Below are 18554 nucleotides of genomic sequence, written 5' to 3'. Positions count from 1 at the left end.
GATAAAAACCTCATACATATCTCACGGGATCAGCTTTTTATGACAAATTATGTTTTTCAGCCTTCGCCGCAGCCTTACGTGCCGGTTAAGGGAACAGAAGCGCGCTTTCCTGTGCACCGCATTTACTGCGTCGGCCAGAACTATGCTGATCACGCCATTGAAATGGGTGGTGATCCTACTCGCAATCCGCCATTTTTCTTCCAGAAAAACCCGGATAATCTGGTGATTGATGGTGGTGATTTTCCTTATCCGCCCAAGACCGAAGATGTGCATCACGAGATCGAACTCGTTGTCGCATTGAAAACGGGCGGCAAGGATATTGCGGTTGAAACAGCGCTCGATCATGTCTTTGGTTATGCGGTTGGTATCGACATGACGCGACGCGATTTGCAGGCCGTGGCCAAAAAAGCAGGTCGTCCATGGGAAGTAGCGAAAGCGTTTGAGCATTCCGCCCCTTGCTCGGCCATCGTGCCGGTATCGGAAACAGGCCATCCCGAATCGGCTGGGATTTCGCTCAAAATCAACGGTGAGACCCGTCAGTCGGGTAATCTCAATCAGATGATCTGGAAGGTTGCCGAGACGATTTCCTATCTTTCTTCGCTGTTTGAGCTGCAACCCGGTGATCTTATTTATACAGGCACACCTGCTGGTGTTGGCGCGGTCCAGCGCGGCGACGTGCTGCAAGGTAATGTGGACGGTGTCGGTTCTATTTCCGTCAAGGTCGTCTGATTTATTTGAAAGACGCTGAAACTCTGGAGGAACGATGAGCACATATCTGCCGACCGACGTTCATGACGCCCTTGAGCGCTTCATCAACGAGACGCATCCAGGCATCAATCAGACCGAGGCAATTATTCTGATTCTGCGAAAAGCACTTGTGCATCAGGGCTATCTTGCAGCAGCGCCAGAACATGGTACACCGCCTGAAGATTTGAACGCCACGAATGACGATTGATGATGAATAAGATTCCACCTGAGGGAGCTGGCCATAAGGCCGCTCTCGGTCGCCGCCTGTTACTTCTGACGATTCTGGCGATTGTGCTGACTGTGGCACTGATCTGGATGAGCATTTATCTGTTCAATCCGGAGGGTGGTCTCGATTTTGAAGATCTTGGAATTTTTGCTCATGAATTCAATGCGATAGATACGATGTTGCCCCGAATTTTATGAGCCGGAAAATTGCTCTGTTACGCGCTGAAATATTCATTTTGACGCTTGAATGACTTTCAGGGCTTCCGCTTTGCTCATTTAGCGTGGTACATCACTGTCATCGATTGAAAGAATATTGACTGAACCGGGCCGCATTTGCGCCTGTTAAGCCAAGAGGATCTTATGGCATTCGAGGACATCAAAGCAGAGATCGCTCTGCTGTTTGAGCAGATGGTAAACCAGCCGCAGGACGTTCACGAGGTTCGTGAAATCGTTCGCGAAAAGCTCAATACGCTTAAAGCGACCGGCATGCCTCTGCCAGAAGATCTGGTTGAACTCGAAAAACGCATCGAACAAGATTTCGATTCATAGGATCGGTTGATCATGCGATTTCAGTCTTTTTCAAAACCACTCGTTCTTCCACTTTTCAAAGGGGCACTGCTTTTTGGTTGCGCTTTTGCATTGAGTGCATGCAACACGACGAATGATGGCAAGACTGCAAAAACCGCGCTGATCACACCAACTGAAACGTCTGCGACCGCAACGACTGTAGCTGCTGCGACAACGGCAACCGGCGACGCAGTCACCCCTGCCGCAGGCACCACAGCAGTTGCGGCTGCGAACGCCGCTCCGGGCACGGAAACTGTTGCATCGCTTGAAAACCCTGTGCTTCCATCGGTTGTGCCAATTCCGGGTGTTCGCGGACAATCTGAGCCAATGCTTGCCTTTGCTGGCGCACAGGCTGCGGCTTCGCCCGCTTCGCTTGCCACAAATATGGCATTTGAAACGCCGGATCATGCACCCGAAGGTCTCGATGATCTAATTACCAAATATTCGGTGGCTTATGATGTACCGGAACGTCTGGTGCGCCGCGTGGTCCATCGCGAAAGCCGCTTCAATCCTGGCGCGCGCAACGGTCCTTATTGGGGTCTGATGCAGATCAGCCATCCGACCGCACGTGGCATGGGTTATAAGGGCAATCCCAAGGGGCTGCTCGATGCCGAGACCAACCTGAAATATGCGGTTCGTTATCTGTCGGGTGCCTATAAGGTTGCTGGTGGTGATGAAAGTCAGGCTGTCCGCTATTATGCACGGGGCTATTATTATGATGCCAAGCGCAAGGGTCTTTTGCAGGAAACTGGCCTGGACGGAAGCCTGAAGCGCAATGGCCCGACTGTTGAGGCAGCCGCAACGTCGGTAGAGCCAGCAGTTCTCCCGCAAGGCGACGCTGTGCCACTGCCGGGCGTTACACCCGTTCAGGCTTCATTTGCGCCTGCCGCTCAGTAAGAAACCAAACGACACTCTGTCATCTTGACGCTGCAATCCGATGTCATCACAAGTTTGATTTGTGAACATGGAAAAGCGCGATGGATGTAAGGCTGCCTTATTCAGTCAAATGGAAATATGACCGCGCCGAGCTTTGGGCCGATGGTGTCGTTCATGTTTTGGGCGTCACGCTGGCACTTGCCGGTGCCATCGCGATGTTGATTTATTTCCTGCCGAATATGTCAGCGGCCACGTCGATTTCATCCGGGGTCTATCTCGCAAGCCTTCTGGCGGCACTCAGTGTCTCGGCTGTTTACAATATCTGGCCAGTATCGACGACCAAGTGGTTTTTGCGCCGCTTCGATCATTCCGCAATCTATCTGCTGATCGCGGGGACCTACACGCCTTTCACCATACATATGGGGGATCAGGCTGTGCCGCTGCTGCTCTTTGTCTGGGGTGTGGCCTTTGTCGGTATCATGCTCAAACTCTTCATGCCGGGACGTTTCGACCGGCTGTCGATCTTGCTTTATCTGGCGCTCGGCTGGAGTGGTGTAATGGTCTATGACACCATGGTGCAATCGCTGCCGCCGGCGGTGTTTTGGCTGATTGCCGCTGGTGGCATGGTCTATTCGCTTGGCGTTATCTTCCATGTTTGGGAGCGGTTGCGTTTTCAGAATGCCATTTGGCACGGCTTTGTCGTGGTTGGTGCGGCACTGCATTATTGCGCGGTGTTTGTCGTCGGAACGTGAAGTTCAATCCTAATGAAAGTCGCGTGAGTTTGGCATTATCTTCACATTGCGCGGATGGCGTGCTGTGGTCTGTGATGGCGCGATAAGGCGGTTTGGCTCGCGCCCACTCATTTCAATGAGCGCGGCTGAACGATCTTCCAGTCTTGATGCAACCAGATGCACGACGCCTTCCGGGCTGCGCTGAACCTGCCCATCAATGAGAATGAGCCGTGCGCCCATCACCTCGCGGCGAAATGTCTTCATGATCTTCGGCCATACAACAATATTGGCGATGCCGGTTTCGTCCTCGATGGTGAGAAACACCACCCCCTTGGCGCTGCCCGGGCGCTGGCGCACGGTGACAACACCCGCCACTTTCATGCGGCGACTCTGTGTTGCTTGCTGCACAGCTTTGCAGGTGGAAACGCCTTCTGCCGCAAGCCTTTCACGCAGATATTGCACAGGATGACCTTTGAGCGAGAGCCGGGTCGTCTCATAATCAGCAATCACATGCTCGGAAGCCGCCATTTCGGGCAGTATCGTGCGCGGCTCTTCTGCCAACTCGCTGGTCTCAGCAGCCATGAACAGCGGTAAGGTTTCGTCGTTTGGCAAACGGCGCACAGCCCAGAGCGCTGCACGTCGGTCAATGTTGAGAGAGCCAAAAGCATCAGCATCTGCAAGAAGCGTGAAAGCACGCCGGTCAAGCCGCAGACGGCGATGCATATCCTCAATGCTACGATAGGGGTCGTGCTGACCAGCAATCAGCAGCTTTGCAGCATCTTTGGAAAACCCATCAATCTGACGAAAACCAAGTCGAAGCGCTGGTTGCATAGTGGCTCTGTTTTCCAGAGTATTGTCCCAATGGCTGAAATTCACATCGATTGGCAGCACTTGCACACCATGTTCATGCGCATCGCGCACGATCTGCGCGGGTGCATAAAACCCCATCGGCTGTGAGTTAAGTAAAGCCGCCGCAAACACCTCCGGGTGATGGCATTTGATCCATGCGGAAATATAAACGAGATGTGCGAAGCTGGCCGCGTGGCTTTCAGGGAAACCATATTCACCAAAGCCTCTGATCTGGTTGAAGCAGTTCTCCGCAAAGGTCCGGTCATAGCCACGGTTGACCATGCCATCGATCATCTTCTTTTCCATAGTACCGATGGTGCCCATTTTGCGGAAAGTCGCCATGGCGCGACGCAACAGATTGGCCTCATCAGGTGAAAACTGTGCAGCTTCAATGGCAATCCGCATAGCTTGTTCCTGGAACAGTGGCACGCCTTTGGTCTTTTCCAGAATTTTTTTTAATTCATCCGGTTCGCCATGTTCCGGTGAGGGGGAGGGGTAAATGACATTTTCTTGTCCGCTCCGTCGCCGCAGATATGGATGCACCATATCGCCCTGAATAGGGCCAGGGCGTACAATGGCCACCTGAATGACTAGGTCATAATATTTGCGAGGTTGCAGGCGTGGAAGCATGTTCATCTGTGCACGGCTTTCGACCTGAAACACACCGACTGAATCGCCTTTGCAAAGCATGTCGTAGACGGCTTTGTCTTTACGCTCGATGGTCGCCAGCGTCAGTTTTTCGCCGTCATAAAGCTGCGGCTTGTGCGCATGGATGAGATCGAAAGCCTTGCGGATACAGGTGAGCATGCCAAGCGACAGCACGTCCACTTTCATCAGGCCCACTTCGTCAATATCGTCCTTGTCCCACTCGATGAAAGAGCGTTTGTCCATCGCCGCCGGACCAATCGGCACGGTCTCATCCAGCCGATCACGCGTCAGCACAAAGCCGCCGACGTGCTGTGACAGATGCCTTGGAAAGCCGATCAACTCCAGCGCCAGTTCCACAGCGCGCCGGATAATGGGATTATCGGGATCAAGCCCCGCTTGCCTGATATGTTCTTTGTCGATGCCGCCACCCGATATGCCCCAGACGGTGTTGGCAAGTGCTGCCGTCACATCTTCTGTTAGCCCAAGCGCCTTGCCGACATCGCGGATAGCGCTACGGGAGCGATAGCTGATGACGGTTGCGACAATCGCCGCACGGTCTCTCGTGTAGCGTTTATAGACATATTGCATCACCTCTTCGCGCCGCTCATGCTCGAAATCGACGTCGATGTCTGGTGGCTCTTTGCGCTCGACCGAAAGGAAGCGCTCAAACAAAAGGTCCACTTCTGTCGGATCGACACCGGTTATGCCAAGGCAGAAACAGACAACCGAATTAGCCGCCGAGCCACGCCCCTGACACAGAATGCCTTCCCCGCGCGCATAGCGCACAATGTCATGAACAGTGAGAAAATAGGCCGCATATTGCAGCTGTTCTATCAGCGCCAGTTCCTTGTGGATCAGCTTTTGGACCTTTGGCGGGATCGTGTCCGCCCCATAATACCCGGCAGCGCCGTCCCATGCGAGATCATGCAGATGCTGTTGCGGTGTCTTGCCGGGCGGTACTGGCTCATCAGGATAATCATATTGCAGCTCATCAAGCTGGAAAGTGATAGGCGCCACAAAATCGGCAGTTGCTTCAATTGCGCCGGGATAATTGCGGAACAGACGCACCATTTCATGTGGCGGCTTGAGATGTCGCTCAGCGTTTTTTTCAAGCATTCGCCCGGCGGCAAAAACTGTTGTGTAATTGCGCGTTGCTGTCAGCACATCCTGCAAAGCGCGCCGGTCGGTATGATGATAAAGCACATCATTGGTGGCAAGCAGCGGTACATTCGATTCTGCTGCAAAATGCGCAATGCGTTCCGCACGGCGTCCGTCATGGCCCTGATGCGGCATGGTCAGCGCCAGCCAGACAGAGCCGGGTGCAGCCTTTGCAATCTCCGTCAGGCGTGAGCCAAAATCAGGCTCGTCTTCGTCGGGCGCAAAGACGGCAATTTGAAACTGCCGCGCCCGAAACAGTACGTCTCCCCATTCAAGATGGCATTCGCCCTTGGTGGCAGCACGGCCCTTGCCCTCTGTCAGCAGGCGACACAATTGCCCATAAGCGGGGCGATCACGCGGATAGACGACCATATCCGGCGTGCCATCGATGAAGGAAAGGCGGCAGCCGATGAAAAGCTTAAACTTACTTGTGTCGCGAAAGTCCTTCCATGCTGCATGCGCACGCACCACACCCGCCAGTGTGTTGCGATCTGCAATACCAATGCCGGAAAGCCCCAACGCATGGGCTTGCAAGACAAGCTCATGCGGATGCGATGCGCCGCTCAGAAAGGAAAAATTGCTGGCTGCAGCCATTTCAAAATAGCGGTCCATCAGGCGAACAATCCATGCAAGAACCAGCGCGGATGATTGGATCCGTCATAAAGCCCCTCACGAAAAATCCAGAAACGCTGGCCGTTATCATCCTCTACGCGGTAATAGTCACGCAATAGCGGCACATTCTGACCGATAGAAAGCCACCATTCCGGTTCGATCCGTTCTGGCCCTTCGGCAAGGCGCACATGATGGCGCACACGCCGCCACAGGAAAAATGAGGGCGGACTGTCGGGCACTTCAGCAATCGATTCGATTGGCTGCGGCGGATGAAACAGCTTTATCGGTCGCGCGGGTGGATCACCGGGAAGCTTCCGACTGCTTTCATAATCCGCGTCATTCTTACGGCCTGTCTGCATGGCAGAACGAAGGCCGAAAGCCCGTTCTGGCATATGGGTGTTGCGCGCAAATGGGATGAGTACGCGGTTTGCACCAAGCCGAGCTGCGAGCCGGTCAATCAGCTGGCTGAAACCGGCCTGATCTTCCTCGTTCTGGTCCAGTCCGGTCTGACGCTGGGCAATGGCAGCAGAACGCAGTGCCGCAAGCCGGATCATGTCGAAGCCAAAACCAGCATCAAGCGGATCGGTTAGCGCATTGAGCCGTTCACGCGCCAGTCTCAGAAAAACCCGGTCTTCGCGTAAAGGCTGGCCGGTTTCAATGCGGATATGACGTACCTCGCCATCGACCCGGAAAAACGAAGCTTCGATTAGCAGCGCGCCTTTGCCTTCGGTCTCAAGCAGGGCAAATAATTCCTGCGCCAGTTCCTGCAAAATTTGCTCAACAAGCGCCATCACCGTGACCGGCTCTGAAAGACGGCGTTCGGCTATACTGAGCGGCATAATGCGCAAGGGCGAAATCGGTGCCCGTTCCTGCCGCGCAAGTCGTTCAAGCTTCGTGGCAAGGTCAGTTCCGAAACGCGCGGTTAGCGTTGCACGCGGAAGCGCCATCACATCGCCAATATGCTTCAGCCCGGCGCGTTTAAGGCCCGTTTCAGCAGCTTCGTTCAGTTCAAGAGCGCTGATCGGCAGGCGCGGCAAAAAATGGTCGGCCCCAGCCTTGCTGAAAACACCACCTTTCGTGCCTCGCGCCAAAAGCCGTGCGGCAAAACTGTTATCGGCAATCGCTGCCTGTATACTGAGCCCAGCCCGTTCAATTCGCATGATTGCGTCCTCGCGCATGGCGGCAAGACCGCCAAAAATATGAGCGCAGCCGGTAATGTCGAGCATCAGCCCATAGGGCTGATCGAGAGCGACAAGCGGCGTATAGCGCTCGCACCAGTGCGCAAGCCGCGTGAGCAGCGCTGCGTCGCGCTGGGGTGCAGCTGTCGCCACGTCAAGCTTTTCCACTCGCGCCCGCGCATCGGTCAGCGCCATGCCGGGAAAAAGGCCAAGCTTTGCGGCTTCAATATCCACAGCAGTCAGTCGCAGTGCGTTGGCCGTGCGCTCGGTAACGACAAGTGGCAGTTGCTGTTTGTCTTCATGCGGAGCGGAGCGGCGAAGCCGGTCGGTTGGCAGAAATGGAAACCACAGGGCGAGGAATACGCGTTCTGTCGCCCCGTTCTGCTGCTCCAAATTCAAGGCTTTCATTGTTCCATTCCATGATCCATTGCCCGCATGTGCCGTGCCTGTTTCGCTCAAGCACGGTAGAAAAGGCGGGCTTTCCGGGGGCATTGGCTCCGCTGGAGCGGGACGGCGCGGGGGCTACCCGCCAGCGACTGACGGCTGCACTCTGAACACCCGTTCGGTGGCTCCTAAGCAGGAAAACTGGTAGTTGAGCTGTCTCGGTTGCCAGCAGCAGGCGACGCGAAGCGGTCAGGTCTAGACATTTCGGCTGGCCAATTATCGAAGCAACGACGCCGGAGATGAGATGCGAAGCCTTGCCACCGCTTCCCGCCTCAAGCGCATCATTGGATGCTTTGAGCACATCCTGCGCGGTGGGACAGCGCACAATAAGCAGCCGCGCCGGATCAATGCCAAAGGCATGAAGTCCCGGCGGATAAAGTCCGCCATATTCAGTTGACGTGCTTTCCTCCTCAATCCAGATAATCGGCTTTTTTGCAGGCGATGCCCGCAACGCAAGCGCCAGTGCAAAGCCGGTTGCTGCCATATGCGCACCAGGGTTTTCTGCAAAAACCTCATGCAAAGCATCGCCTGCCAAACCATGCGGAAAAGCATCATCTGCCTGCGCAAAACCAAGCGTGAAACTGCGCGCACGCCCGAAACCTGTGGCCGCTTCACTGCTAAAACTGCCCTGTGTGCCGTTGCCTTCAATGGCTGTAACCATGCGCCGCAACGCCGCGATGTCGATGCCGCTCACGTTTGAAACCTGCAATTTGTTCACTTTATGTTCTAGTATTGAATCGAGTCAGCGAAGAGTCAAGCGGGATCATCTGTGGGTTGGTGTGGATAAGAAAAATGCTCCTCAATAGGGAGCATTTGTCTTGCAGTTTAGGCGGCTTCTTTGAAAGGCACGCCTGCCAGTTGGGCGAGGTGACCGCCTAGGTCAGTGCCAGCACCTGCCGCATTGATGGTGTCAAAATAATCATGCCAGCCGGTTGCAGTGATTCCGGCAATTAGCGTGTCGAGAGCCGCTTCATCCGGGAAACGCCAGATGGCAAAGAAGCTTTGATCTGGTGCGTAAGGCTTGGTGGCATCCACCGGACCTAAAGCTAAAGCTTCAACGCCTAGTGCTGCGAGACCGCCCATGCCTGCACCGACTTTTTCAAAGAAAGCTTGTCTGCCTTGTGCATCAAGTTCAAGCCAACTTGTCTTGGGCGAGTAAAGCTCGGCGAGGTAATAGGTCATGTCATATCCCTTAGGGTTTCACTGATTTTAAAAGATTGGCCCGCATCGGTTCGGCTCCAGATGCGGCGCAATAGGGTGCTCAGCAGTTGTTGCTCGCCGGTTGAAAGATCGCTCATCAGTCCCGCGATCCAGGCGGTATGCTGATCGAAAAGCTCTTGTGCCAATCGCGCACCTTCGGGTGTAAGTCTGACTGCGAGCTTGCGGCGATCCTGCGTATCTGCATGGCGTGTCAGAAAACCGTCACGCTCCAGCCCGTCGAGCAGGCCGGTAATGGTGGCGCGTGTGACGCCAGCGCGTTCCGACAGCTCATGCGGCGAAAGACCGTCAGCTGCATTCTGCAACAAAAACAGCAGCACAAACTTGCCTTCGGAAAGCTTGTGGGGGCTAAGCCTGTTTGCGCAGTCACGGTCGATGGCTGCTGCCAGCGATAGCACTTCAAAACAGGCCTTCAACGCGCCGGTTGAGGGTGCGTTGCGGCGTTCCATTTCGCCCAGAAGGGCGTGATGCTTTTGCTCAATAATTTCCATACGGCGACATATAGTATGGTGCCGTACTAAATTCAAGTGGTTTAAGCAAAAGGGTGCAGATGATGGAACTTGATTGAGTGCAATATACGATTTATATATGTTTCATATATTGATGGCGGAAAGTAACCATGGGTATCGTAAAAATCAGCGACGAACTGCACGAAGAACTGCGCAAGGCGAGTGATGTCATGTGCCGTTCGATCAATGCGCAGGCAGAATACTGGATGAAAGTCGGCATGCTGGCGCAGGCTAACCCTGAACTGTCGTTCAATGAAATTGTGCAGATGCAGTTGCGCGCCGCCCATGTGGAAATACCGGTTCTGGCGGTGCAGCCATCATGATCAAGACGCAGGCTGAAGTGGAAAAGATGGCGGCTTCGGGCGCGCTGCTGGCGTCTGTCTTCACGCTTCTCGATAACACGCCGCTTGTTGGCATGAGTACAATGCAGGTCAATGATCTGGTTGAAAATTATATCACCCGCGAATTGCAGGCGCGTCCGGCTAGCAAGGGGCAATATGATTTTCCCTATGTGCTTAATGCCTCAAGGAATGAAGTTGTCTGTCACGGCATGCCGTCTCATGATGAAATCATCGCTAATGGTGAGATCATCAATTTCGATATTACGCTGGAGAAGGATGGTTTTATCGCTGATTCCAGCAAAACCTATATGATTGGTGATGTTGCTCCCTTTGCTTCGCGTCTGGTTCGTGTAACCTATGAAGCATTATGGAAGGGCATTGCCGCTGTGCGCCCCGGTGCAACGCTGGGTGACATTGGCTATGCGATCGAGCGTCATGCCAAACGGCATGATTACAGCGTGGTACGCGAATATTGCGGTCATGGCATTGGCCGTGAAATGCATGAAGAGCCGCAGGTTCTGCACTTCGGCAAGCCCGGTACAGGCGCTCGTTTGCGCGAAGGCATGGTGTTCACCATCGAGCCGATGCTCAATCAGGGCACAGCCAAGGTAAAGACTGAAAAAGACGGCTGGACCGTGGTGACGCGTGATGGAAAATTGTCAGCGCAGTTTGAGCATACGGTGGCTGTTACGTCGAATGGCGTTCGGGTGCTGACCTTACGCCCCGGCGAAGAAAAGATGCTTGGCTCTATCAGTCACGCGGTATGACGATCACCCGATATTACCAGCCAGTAAAAGGATGAATATTATCGTTCCGCCGATGCTCATTCCGCTTGCCAGAATTGTCCCTAAGATTGCAGGCACGAGTTTCAGGAACGAAACATAGGGCGATATTTCTAACTGAAAATTCGACCTGATTTTTTCAGGCGTAAGACAGGTTATTTCGTAATCGCCCGCTGCTGAACATTCAAAATTGCCAAGCACATGCGAAGCATAGCCGCGCATGTCCGTGCGTCTGACGCCGAGCAGCGAACGGCTTGTCGAGCGATATGCGATTGCTGCGCCGCTTGGTAGTGACTTGATTGCAAGTTGCGTTGAGAAATAAGCGATTCCTGTGACAATCGTCAGCGGCGGAAAAACGATGCTGACAGTGTATCGTCCGGCATTTGGCAATTGAAACACATGTGGCTGGCTGTCGGCTTTAAAGCGATGACGGACTGTTGGCGTGATGATGCCCAACAGGACAGAAATGCAGCTGACCAGCAGATAAATGCCAAGCAGAATGCAAAGAGACAGCGCCAGATAAAGAAACACGGCTTTCGTTCCTGAAAAGAAAAAGCCCGCCGGAAGGCGGGCTTTTGTCTTGGTGTGAACAGCTTAGCGACGGTCGCGAGCAGCCAATGTGCGCAGACGAAGCGCATTGAGCTTGATAAAGCCTGCTGCGTCTTTCTGGTCGTATGCGCCCTGATCGTCTTCAAACGTCACGAGCTTGTCGGAATAAAGCGACTTGTCCGATTCACGGCCAGTTACGATCACATTGCCCTTATAGAGCTTGAGCGTGACTTCACCTTCAACATGACGCTGGCTGAGGTCGATTGCAGCCTGCAGCATTTCGCGTTCCGGCGAGAACCAGAAGCCGTAATAGATGAGTTCTGCATAGCGTGGCATCAGCTCATCCTTGAGATGCGCTGCACCACGGTCGAGCGTGATCGATTCGATAGCGCGGTGCGCAGCCAACAGGATCGTGCCGCCCGGTGTTTCATAAACGCCGCGGGATTTCATGCCAACGAAACGGTTTTCAACGAGGTCAAGACGACCGATACCGTTGTCACGGCCATAATCATTGAGCTTGGCAAGCAGAGTTGCAGGCGACAGACGTTCGCCATTGATCGAAACCGCATCACCCTTTTCAAAGCCAACCTTGATGATGGTTGGTGTGTCTGGTGCGGTTTCTGGGGAAATCGTGCGCATATGCACATATTCAGGCGCTTCGATTGCCGGATCTTCCAGAACCTTGCCTTCAGACGAAGAGTGCAGCAGGTTTGCGTCAACTGAGAAAGGTGCTTCGCCCTTCTTGTCTTTCGCAACAGGGATCTGGTGCTGTTCAGCAAATTCGAGCAGATGCGTGCGGCTCTTGAACGACCAGTCGCGCCATGGAGCGATGATCTTGATGTCGGGGTTCAGCGCATAAGCGGAAAGCTCGAAACGAACCTGATCATTGCCCTTACCGGTTGCGCCGTGTGCAATCGCGTCAGCGCCGGTCTTCTTGGCAATTTCAATCAGGTGCTTGGAGATCAGCGGACGGGCAATCGAGGTACCCAGCAGATAAACGCCTTCATAGACAGCATTGGCGCGGAACATCGGGAAGACGAAATCGCGCACGAATTCTTCGCGCACATCCTCAACGAAGATTTCCTTGATGCCCAGCATTTCCGCCTTTTTGCGTGCTGGTTCAAGTTCTTCACCCTGGCCGAGATCGGCGGTAAAGGTAACGACTTCTGCGTTCAGCTCAGTCTGCAACCATTTCAGGATAATCGAGGTGTCGAGACCGCCCGAATAGGCCAGAACGACTTTTTTGACGTCTTTCAGCTTGCTCATAGTTCACTTCCGTCTGAGATGCGATGGTGGCCCGAAGGGCCGTAGAACAGGATGTTGCAGCTCTTTTATCAGTTGCTAAGCAGCGTGCAAGCCGGATGGTGCGTTGTGGTCGAAAAGAAAGCTTTATCTTCCATTTTGAACAGTGTTGACTGTCATCTTGATTTGTAACTATAAAAGTTACATGAAAAATCAAGCCAATCCATTTTCTGATCCGCAGGTGGTTGCTCGTTATTGCGAGGGGCCGCCGAAGGCTGTGCCCGGTTTTCGGGATATGCAACGCATGGCGCGTTTGCTGCTTGCCGAACAGGTTCCTGATGATGCGCGCATACTGGTGTTGGGTGCGGGTGGTGGGCTTGAGCTCACACTCTTTGCAGAAAATCATCCGCGCTGGACTTTTGAAGCAGTTGATCCCTCCGCCGAAATGCTGGAATTGGCGCGGCAAAATCTAGGCCCCAATGCGGAGCGAGTGAACTTCCATCACGGCTATATCGACACTGCTGCAACGGGGCTGTTTGATGGTGCTGTCTGTTTGTTGACCATGCATTTTCTGGATCAGGAAACGCGCAGACAAACGCTTGCAGATGTACATCGCCGATTGAGACCGTGTGCACCGTTCATCATGGCCCATTTCAGTTTCGAGCAGAGCAATGACGATGAGCGGGCTTTATGGTTGTCGCGCTATGCTGCATTTTTGAATGATTCTGGTGTTGATCTGGCAAGTGCAACCAAAACCAGCATAGCGCTCAATGAGCGGTTGCATATTCTGACGCCCCAACATGATGAGGCACTTATCCGTGGTGCAGGCTTTAAGAATCCGAGCCTTTTTTATGCGTCATTCACCTATCGCGGATGGGTTGCCTGCGCATAAAATAGCGTCGCTAAGACCGCTAAAAAATTCGATGGCGGAGGACATGAATTCGCGTTAGCTTGCCGCGAATTCCCGGAGTGCTTTTCAATGTCGTTTCTGACAAATCTAACCTTCATCCCCGAATGGACAATCTTCGTCCAGTTCGTGATTGCCACTGCAATCCTGTCGATCACCCCCGGCCCAGACATGACGCTGTTCGTCGGTCGTGCATTATCTGAGGGCAAGGCTGCGGGCTTTGCTTGCATGGCAGGTGCCAGCACTGGCATCGTCATTCATACAAGCATGGTGGCGCTCGGCCTGTCCGCGCTGATTCTTGCGTCTCCCGCCGCTTTCACGGCTTTGAAAGCTGTTGGCGCCATTTATCTTGTTTGGCTCGCAGTGCAGGCAATCCGCAAGGGGTCTGCATTCTCGCCGGAAAAAAATGGCGGCAAAAAGCATACCTTGTTTCAGAACTGGGCAACGGGCCTTGGCATCAATTTGCTCAACCCGAAGATCATCCTGTTCAACATGACCTTCCTGCCGCAGTTCGTTTCGGCCAGTGATCCGCATGCGATGGGAAAACTGTTCTTCCTAGGCCTGTCCTTCATTCCACTGGCACTGCCTTTCACCATTCCAATGGTGGTGGCAGCGGACAAGTTCGCCGGTCTTCTCAAGAAGAACCCAACTGTCACGCGGATTGTGGATTGGCTTTTTGCAGGTATTTTCTCAGCTTTCGCGCTGAAAATTATCACAGCGCAAGCGAAGTAAAATTATTCAGCCGGGCGACTCAAAAAGCGCCCGGCATTGCGGCCAGCTATCAGCCAATAGACGAAGCCGCCGACAACACCTGAACCGGCGAAAGCGCCTGTCAGGAGAGCAATCCCGGCAGAGATTTGCTGATCGGTTACCGCGAAAAGCGATCCCGTTCCCATTCCAAGCAATCCAATCACCAAACCGCCGATGCAATAAGGCAGCGATGATTTCCAGCCGCGTGCTTCGCTGATGACAATCAGCACCAGCGCTGGGAAGAAGCTGAAACCACCTGCCATAAAAGCCAGAACCGGGCCACCAACGAGAACCGCTGCATAAAAGCCAGTCGTATCCCAGCTGTTGCGGATTTCAGTAAAAACGTCCTCAAAGAACGGGTCTGACATGGCATAGCCCAGCACATCGATCTGGCTATACAAAATAGCCGCCAGAAAAAATCCAGCGGCCAGAACGGCTAAGCAATAGCCGAAAACAATAACAACAAAGCGCGTGATATAATCAAACGTATCGGTCAAATGCGTTTAATCTCCCCCGAATTATTCACCATGCCCGGCTATCATCATGGCTTCGAGCGCCAGACGCTCGGTCTTGCGCATGCGTTCTGATTCCGACTTCAACTGGCCACAGGCAGCCAGAATATCGCGACCGCGTGGCGTGCGGATTGGCGATGCGTAACCGGCAGCGTTCACATAGTCTGCGAAGCGTTCAATATGCTCCCAGTCCGAGCACTGGTAATTCGTGCCGGGCCATGGGTTGAACGGGATCAGATTGATCTTGGCTGGAATGCCCTTCAAAAGCTTCACGAGCAGCTTGGCGTCTTCCATGCTGTCATTGATGTCTTTGAGCATCACATATTCAAATGTAATGCGCTTGGCGTTCGACAGGCCTGGATATTCGCGGCACGCTTTAAGCAGCTGTTCCAGCGGATATTTCTTATTGATTGGCACCAGAAGGTCGCGCAATTCATCGCGCACGGCATGCAGCGAGATTGCAAGCATAACGCCGATTTCTTCGCCGGTGCGATAGATTTCAGGCACAACGCCAGAGGTCGACAGCGTGATGCGACGCTTGGAAAGTGCCAGACCATCGCCATCAGACGCAATCAGCAGAGCCTTCTTCACTTCCTCGAAGTTATAAAGTGGTTCGCCCATGCCCATCATAACGATGTTTGTGACTTTGCGACCTTCAGCAGGCACGATAGCGCCGTCCGGTGTGTCGGTTTCGGGGAAATCGCCGAGGCGATCGCGTGCCGTCATCAACTGCGCGAGAATTTCCTCCGAGGTCAGATTACGCACCAGCTTCTGCGTGCCGGTATGGCAGAACGAGCAGGTCAGCGTGCAGCCAACCTGTGAGGAAATGCAGAGCGTTCCGCGGCCTTCTTCAGGAATATAGACACATTCGATTTCAACAGGGCGTCCAGCACCGCGTGGTGGGAAGCGGAACAGCCATTTGCGCGTGCCATCCTGCGAAATCTGTTCTTCAACGACTTCCGGGCGCGCAATGGTGAAATGCTGCGCTAGAAGAGCGCGCAGATCTTTGGAAATATTGCGCATATCGGCAAAATCAGAAACGCCGCGCACATAAAGCCAATGCCAGAGCTGCGCAATGCGCATCTTGACCTGCTTTGGCAAGACGCCAATCTTGATCAGCTCATCAGCCATTTCCTCACGCGACATGCCGATGAGCGACGGCTTTTGCTCCATATTTGCGCGCACATGGCGGGCAAGCTGGTCACGCGTATCATCAATGGTCAGGTCGAACGAAATGGACATATGTTTTCAACTGTTGAGGACGCCGCATAAAGCGCGCCGGTAAACACGATCTGTTGCATGGATATATGGGCTCGTTCATCTGAAATGCGAGCCTGTTGCGCGCGCTCATAGCACACAATATTGCATCCGTCATCCCGCAGTCTGTCGCGGCAGGCATGCATAAGTGAGGATACGACCTCAAAAGAAAAGCCGGAGCGAAGCCCCGGCTAATGAGTTTAAAGCACATCCCGAAAAGTGGGAACCGGTTTTCGGATAAGATGTGCGTAAAAGTAGAAAGCGACCGATTGGCTTATTTGCAATTCTGAATGGCTGCGAGTGCTGCCGAAATGCCCTTGAGCGAATAGGTGTAATTGGTCTTTGTGCCGCGCTTGGATTGTGCCTGCACCTTCATGTCCGCGCCGCCACGCATCGCTGCGATCAGCTGCGGCTCTTCTGCTGCATTTTCCATCCAGCCGGACTTGCCATTCACGAACATCGTGAAATTGCGATTGCCCACAGTAACAATAACCTTGGCATTCGCATTGGCGTTCAGCTCATAGCCAGCCATGAATTGAGGCTCAAGGTTGACGTTCTGGCCTGGCTTCTTGCTCACGAGGAAAAAGTTATCGCCATGATCAACATTGGCGGGCGCTTTCTGCGTCGGAACGGACAGGACATAGCAAACCTTGCCATTGGCAGACTGGTAGCTATATGCGCCCCAAGCGTCGAACTGCTTAATCTGGGTCGGTGTCTGGGCGAGTGCTGAGCCTGCCATTGCAATCGTGAACACCGAAGCCGCGACGATCGATTTTCCAAGCATGATTTTTTACCGGTTCTCTTTCGTTTGCTTCAAAGTCGAATATCGGGATGTCGCCGTTCAACACGCCGCCCCGTTTGATGACCCTTAATGTGCCTTAATCTGGGTTACCAAACGGTGAAGTTTTGAAAGAAAACTTGAACGAGTAGGCAAAAGCCCCCGCGATCCCGTTGCCAAGTTCAATGAAAAGAAAGCGGCAAGAGTTTGTCATATCGCGTCAATTCGTGATGAGCGATGTATTCCACCGTAACAAATCTGTGAAACCGGCCTATGCCGCTTCGCCGTCGTCGCGCATTGCATCACGGGCTGCGATTCTGTGCGCTGGCGTGATATGTGTGCGTACAGCGGTCAATGCAGCCATCAGCACCGCAATATCGTCGGTAAAGCCAATACCGACCAGCATGTCGGGAATAATGTCGAACGGCAGCACAAAATAAGCAAGTGCTGCCATTAGCGTCATGCGAACGCGTGTGGGAGTCTTTTCATCGAGTGCGCAATAATAAGCCGCCACGACTTCATCCATGAACGGAACCATGCGACCAGCACGGCGTGCTGTCTTCCAGAATCCCTTTTTCACACGTTCGCTGCGCTTTTCGTGGTCGCGCTCGCTTCCAGGTTCAAGGATGTCATCAATCTTGGTACGATCCATAGTCAGTTTAACTCCTGTCAGCCAGATAGAGGGCTGTCATCACAAGAAGATGGGATGATTTCCCGTCATTTTCAAGTTTTCTGCCGGATGAGACACTGGCAGACCCTGCCAAAATCATCAGCTTCACCACGACTCCCAAATCACTGGATTATGGCTTTTGCCCTCTTCGGGCTGAACATTATGTGATGGAGTGGAGCTATCCGATGCATTTAACTGGTTATGGCGAAAACTTTGTGCGCAGTGACCGGTCGAGCCAGTTCTATCGCGGCAATCAACTCGCAGCCGCACTGGATGTTGGCGATCATGTCAATATCGATTTGAAAGACGCTATGTGTTATGACATCACGGCCTATATGCGCTTTCTGCTTGGAGCCGGTATTTCCGAGCATACATTACGCGGTACATCCGGGCAGAACTGGATACCGTTGTTAAACTTTCGGGCTGGCGAATTGTGGAATGGCTATTCATCGCTGCCCTATGGGCGCGCCATCGGCTTTTACGATGTGAGGGCCGGCCACATTTTCCATTCGGCCGTTTCGGTCGGAGATGTGTTTATTCGCAGTATAAATGGTGGCGCGCTCGGCCAACAATGGAGTGATTGCGTCAATCTCACCAAAGCACTTCCATTTATTGCCAGAAACCGCGACGGCAGTTTCAATTTTCATAAGAAGACGATTTTCGTTTATATTTCAAAGGTATGAATGCGTTAAACAATCGTATTCATTTTGCGCGCAAGCTTAATGTCGAGCTCTGTAATACCGTTTTCACTATGAGTTGAAAGCGTCACATCAACGCGATTATAAACATTGAACCATTCCGGGTGGTGGTCGAGCTTTTCGGCATAAAGCGCTGCCCGCGTCATAAATCCAAAAGCTGCATTGAAGTCCTTGAACTTGAAACTCTTGCTGATCGCCTCGCGGCTATCAAGCTTCTGCCAGCCTTCAAGCTCGCTGAGAGCTTGTTTCAGTTCTTCTTCTGTTAGCCTGTTGCGTGCCATCACATTTCGCCTATGTTGCGGTTCT

23 protein-coding genes are annotated in these 18554 nt (G+C 53.3%); 11 read left to right on the top strand and 12 right to left on the bottom strand.

Annotation, left to right across the window (positions count from 1 at the left end; translation table 11 throughout):
- Positions 1–39 precede the first annotated feature (39 nt).
- The 6 genes from J2782_RS11725 to trhA all read left to right on the top strand — a co-directional run bounded on the left by J2782_RS11725 (position 40) and on the right by trhA (position 3167).
- On the top strand, positions 40–729 hold the full coding sequence (locus J2782_RS11725) for a fumarylacetoacetate hydrolase family protein (protein ID WP_310012671.1): 690 nt from the start codon (positions 40–42) through the stop codon (positions 727–729).
- 34 nt (positions 730–763) lie between these two features.
- The gene (locus J2782_RS11720; RefSeq protein WP_250039257.1) at positions 764–955 is read left to right on the top strand and encodes a hypothetical protein; all 192 of its coding nucleotides are present in this window, start codon (positions 764–766) and stop codon (positions 953–955) included.
- Positions 956–957: 2 nt separating this feature from the next.
- Positions 958–1170, top strand: a complete 213-nt coding sequence (locus J2782_RS11715; protein ID WP_250039457.1) for a hypothetical protein — start codon at positions 958–960, stop codon at positions 1168–1170.
- Positions 1171–1332: 162 nt separating this feature from the next.
- A complete protein-coding gene (locus J2782_RS11710; RefSeq protein ID WP_187543572.1) occupies positions 1333–1521 on the top strand; it encodes a hypothetical protein in 189 nt (62 codons plus the stop codon).
- A gap of 12 nt (positions 1522–1533) precedes the next feature.
- A complete protein-coding gene (locus J2782_RS11705) occupies positions 1534–2436 on the top strand; it encodes a lytic transglycosylase domain-containing protein (RefSeq protein ID WP_310012668.1) in 903 nt (300 codons plus the stop codon).
- A gap of 80 nt (positions 2437–2516) precedes the next feature.
- Positions 2517–3167: a PAQR family membrane homeostasis protein TrhA gene (gene trhA / locus J2782_RS11700; protein WP_310012664.1), complete on the top strand. Its 651-nt coding sequence runs from the start codon at positions 2517–2519 to the stop codon at positions 3165–3167.
- A gap of 9 nt (positions 3168–3176) precedes the next feature.
- Here the strand turns inward: trhA and J2782_RS11695 are convergent, their stop codons facing one another.
- The 5 genes from J2782_RS11695 to J2782_RS11675 form a co-directional block, all read right to left on the bottom strand.
- Positions 3177–6413 carry an error-prone DNA polymerase gene (locus J2782_RS11695; protein WP_310012662.1) on the bottom strand — a complete coding sequence of 1079 codons (3237 nt, stop codon included), beginning with the start codon at positions 6411–6413 and terminating at the stop codon, positions 3177–3179.
- Positions 6413–7999 carry a Y-family DNA polymerase gene (locus J2782_RS11690; protein WP_310012661.1) on the bottom strand — a complete coding sequence of 529 codons (1587 nt, stop codon included), beginning with the start codon at positions 7997–7999 and terminating at the stop codon, positions 6413–6415. The genes J2782_RS11695 and J2782_RS11690 overlap by 1 nt, the downstream gene beginning before the upstream one ends.
- Entirely contained in the window at positions 7890–8729 is an 840-nt protein-coding gene (locus tag J2782_RS11685) for an ImuA family protein (RefSeq protein ID WP_310013326.1), read from the bottom strand. Before J2782_RS11685 ends, J2782_RS11690 begins: the two co-directional genes overlap by 110 nt.
- Before the next feature lie 131 nt (positions 8730–8860).
- Positions 8861–9217: a DUF6616 family protein gene (locus J2782_RS11680; protein ID WP_310012659.1), complete on the bottom strand. Its 357-nt coding sequence runs from the start codon at positions 9215–9217 to the stop codon at positions 8861–8863.
- On the bottom strand, positions 9214–9744 hold the full coding sequence (locus J2782_RS11675; RefSeq protein ID WP_310012658.1) for a MarR family winged helix-turn-helix transcriptional regulator: 531 nt from the start codon (positions 9742–9744) through the stop codon (positions 9214–9216). The genes J2782_RS11680 and J2782_RS11675 overlap by 4 nt, the downstream gene beginning before the upstream one ends.
- 128 nt (positions 9745–9872) lie before the next feature.
- On the opposite strand from J2782_RS11675, the gene J2782_RS11670 reads away from it, so the two are divergent.
- Positions 9873–10085, top strand: a complete 213-nt coding sequence (locus J2782_RS11670) for a ParD-like family protein (protein WP_310012657.1) — start codon at positions 9873–9875, stop codon at positions 10083–10085.
- Positions 10082–10870 (top strand): type I methionyl aminopeptidase, encoded by a 789-nt coding sequence (gene map / locus J2782_RS11665; protein ID WP_310012655.1) that lies wholly within the window; start codon positions 10082–10084, stop codon positions 10868–10870. Before J2782_RS11670 ends, map begins: the two co-directional genes overlap by 4 nt.
- Before the next feature lie 3 nt (positions 10871–10873).
- Here map and J2782_RS11660 read toward each other — a convergent pair whose 3' ends face one another.
- Both J2782_RS11660 and J2782_RS11655 read right to left on the bottom strand, forming a co-directional pair.
- A complete protein-coding gene (locus J2782_RS11660; RefSeq protein WP_310012654.1) occupies positions 10874–11416 on the bottom strand; it encodes a hypothetical protein in 543 nt (180 codons plus the stop codon).
- 63 nt (positions 11417–11479) lie between these two features.
- Entirely contained in the window at positions 11480–12700 is a 1221-nt protein-coding gene (locus tag J2782_RS11655) for an argininosuccinate synthase (RefSeq protein ID WP_310012653.1), read from the bottom strand.
- Between the two features lie 181 nt (positions 12701–12881).
- On the opposite strand from J2782_RS11655, the gene J2782_RS11650 reads away from it, so the two are divergent.
- Both J2782_RS11650 and J2782_RS11645 read left to right on the top strand, forming a co-directional pair.
- Complete coding sequence (locus tag J2782_RS11650) at positions 12882–13568, top strand: class I SAM-dependent methyltransferase (RefSeq protein WP_310012651.1); 687 nt, start codon at positions 12882–12884, stop codon at positions 13566–13568.
- An 87-nt stretch (positions 13569–13655) separates the two neighbouring features.
- Complete coding sequence (locus tag J2782_RS11645) at positions 13656–14315, top strand: LysE family translocator (protein ID WP_310012649.1); 660 nt, start codon at positions 13656–13658, stop codon at positions 14313–14315.
- 2 nt (positions 14316–14317) lie between these two features.
- Here J2782_RS11645 and J2782_RS11640 read toward each other — a convergent pair whose 3' ends face one another.
- The 4 genes from J2782_RS11640 to J2782_RS11625 all read right to left on the bottom strand — a co-directional run bounded on the left by J2782_RS11640 (position 14318) and on the right by J2782_RS11625 (position 17532).
- Positions 14318–14830 carry a hypothetical protein gene (locus J2782_RS11640; RefSeq protein WP_310012647.1) on the bottom strand — a complete coding sequence of 171 codons (513 nt, stop codon included), beginning with the start codon at positions 14828–14830 and terminating at the stop codon, positions 14318–14320.
- Between the two features lie 21 nt (positions 14831–14851).
- Positions 14852–16087: a dual-specificity RNA methyltransferase RlmN gene (gene rlmN, locus J2782_RS11635; protein WP_250039238.1), complete on the bottom strand. Its 1236-nt coding sequence runs from the start codon at positions 16085–16087 to the stop codon at positions 14852–14854.
- 289 nt (positions 16088–16376) lie between these two features.
- Complete coding sequence (locus J2782_RS11630) at positions 16377–16886, bottom strand: invasion associated locus B family protein (protein ID WP_250039236.1); 510 nt, start codon at positions 16884–16886, stop codon at positions 16377–16379.
- A gap of 265 nt (positions 16887–17151) precedes the next feature.
- Positions 17152–17532, bottom strand: coding sequence for a YkvA family protein (locus J2782_RS11625; protein WP_310012644.1), 381 nt, complete (start codon positions 17530–17532; stop codon positions 17152–17154).
- Between the two features lie 203 nt (positions 17533–17735).
- On the opposite strand from J2782_RS11625, the gene J2782_RS11620 reads away from it, so the two are divergent.
- A complete protein-coding gene (locus J2782_RS11620; protein WP_310012643.1) occupies positions 17736–18233 on the top strand; it encodes a hypothetical protein in 498 nt (165 codons plus the stop codon).
- 5 nt (positions 18234–18238) lie between these two features.
- Here the strand turns inward: J2782_RS11620 and J2782_RS11615 are convergent, their stop codons facing one another.
- Complete coding sequence (locus J2782_RS11615) at positions 18239–18529, bottom strand: 4a-hydroxytetrahydrobiopterin dehydratase (RefSeq protein WP_310012641.1); 291 nt, start codon at positions 18527–18529, stop codon at positions 18239–18241.
- Positions 18530–18554 lie beyond the last annotated feature (25 nt).

It is taken from the genome of Brucella pseudogrignonensis (genome assembly GCF_031454375.1).
GTDB lineage: Bacteria > Pseudomonadota > Alphaproteobacteria > Rhizobiales > Rhizobiaceae > Brucella > Brucella pseudogrignonensis_A.
This window is presented reverse-complemented; position numbering and strand designations above follow the sequence as displayed.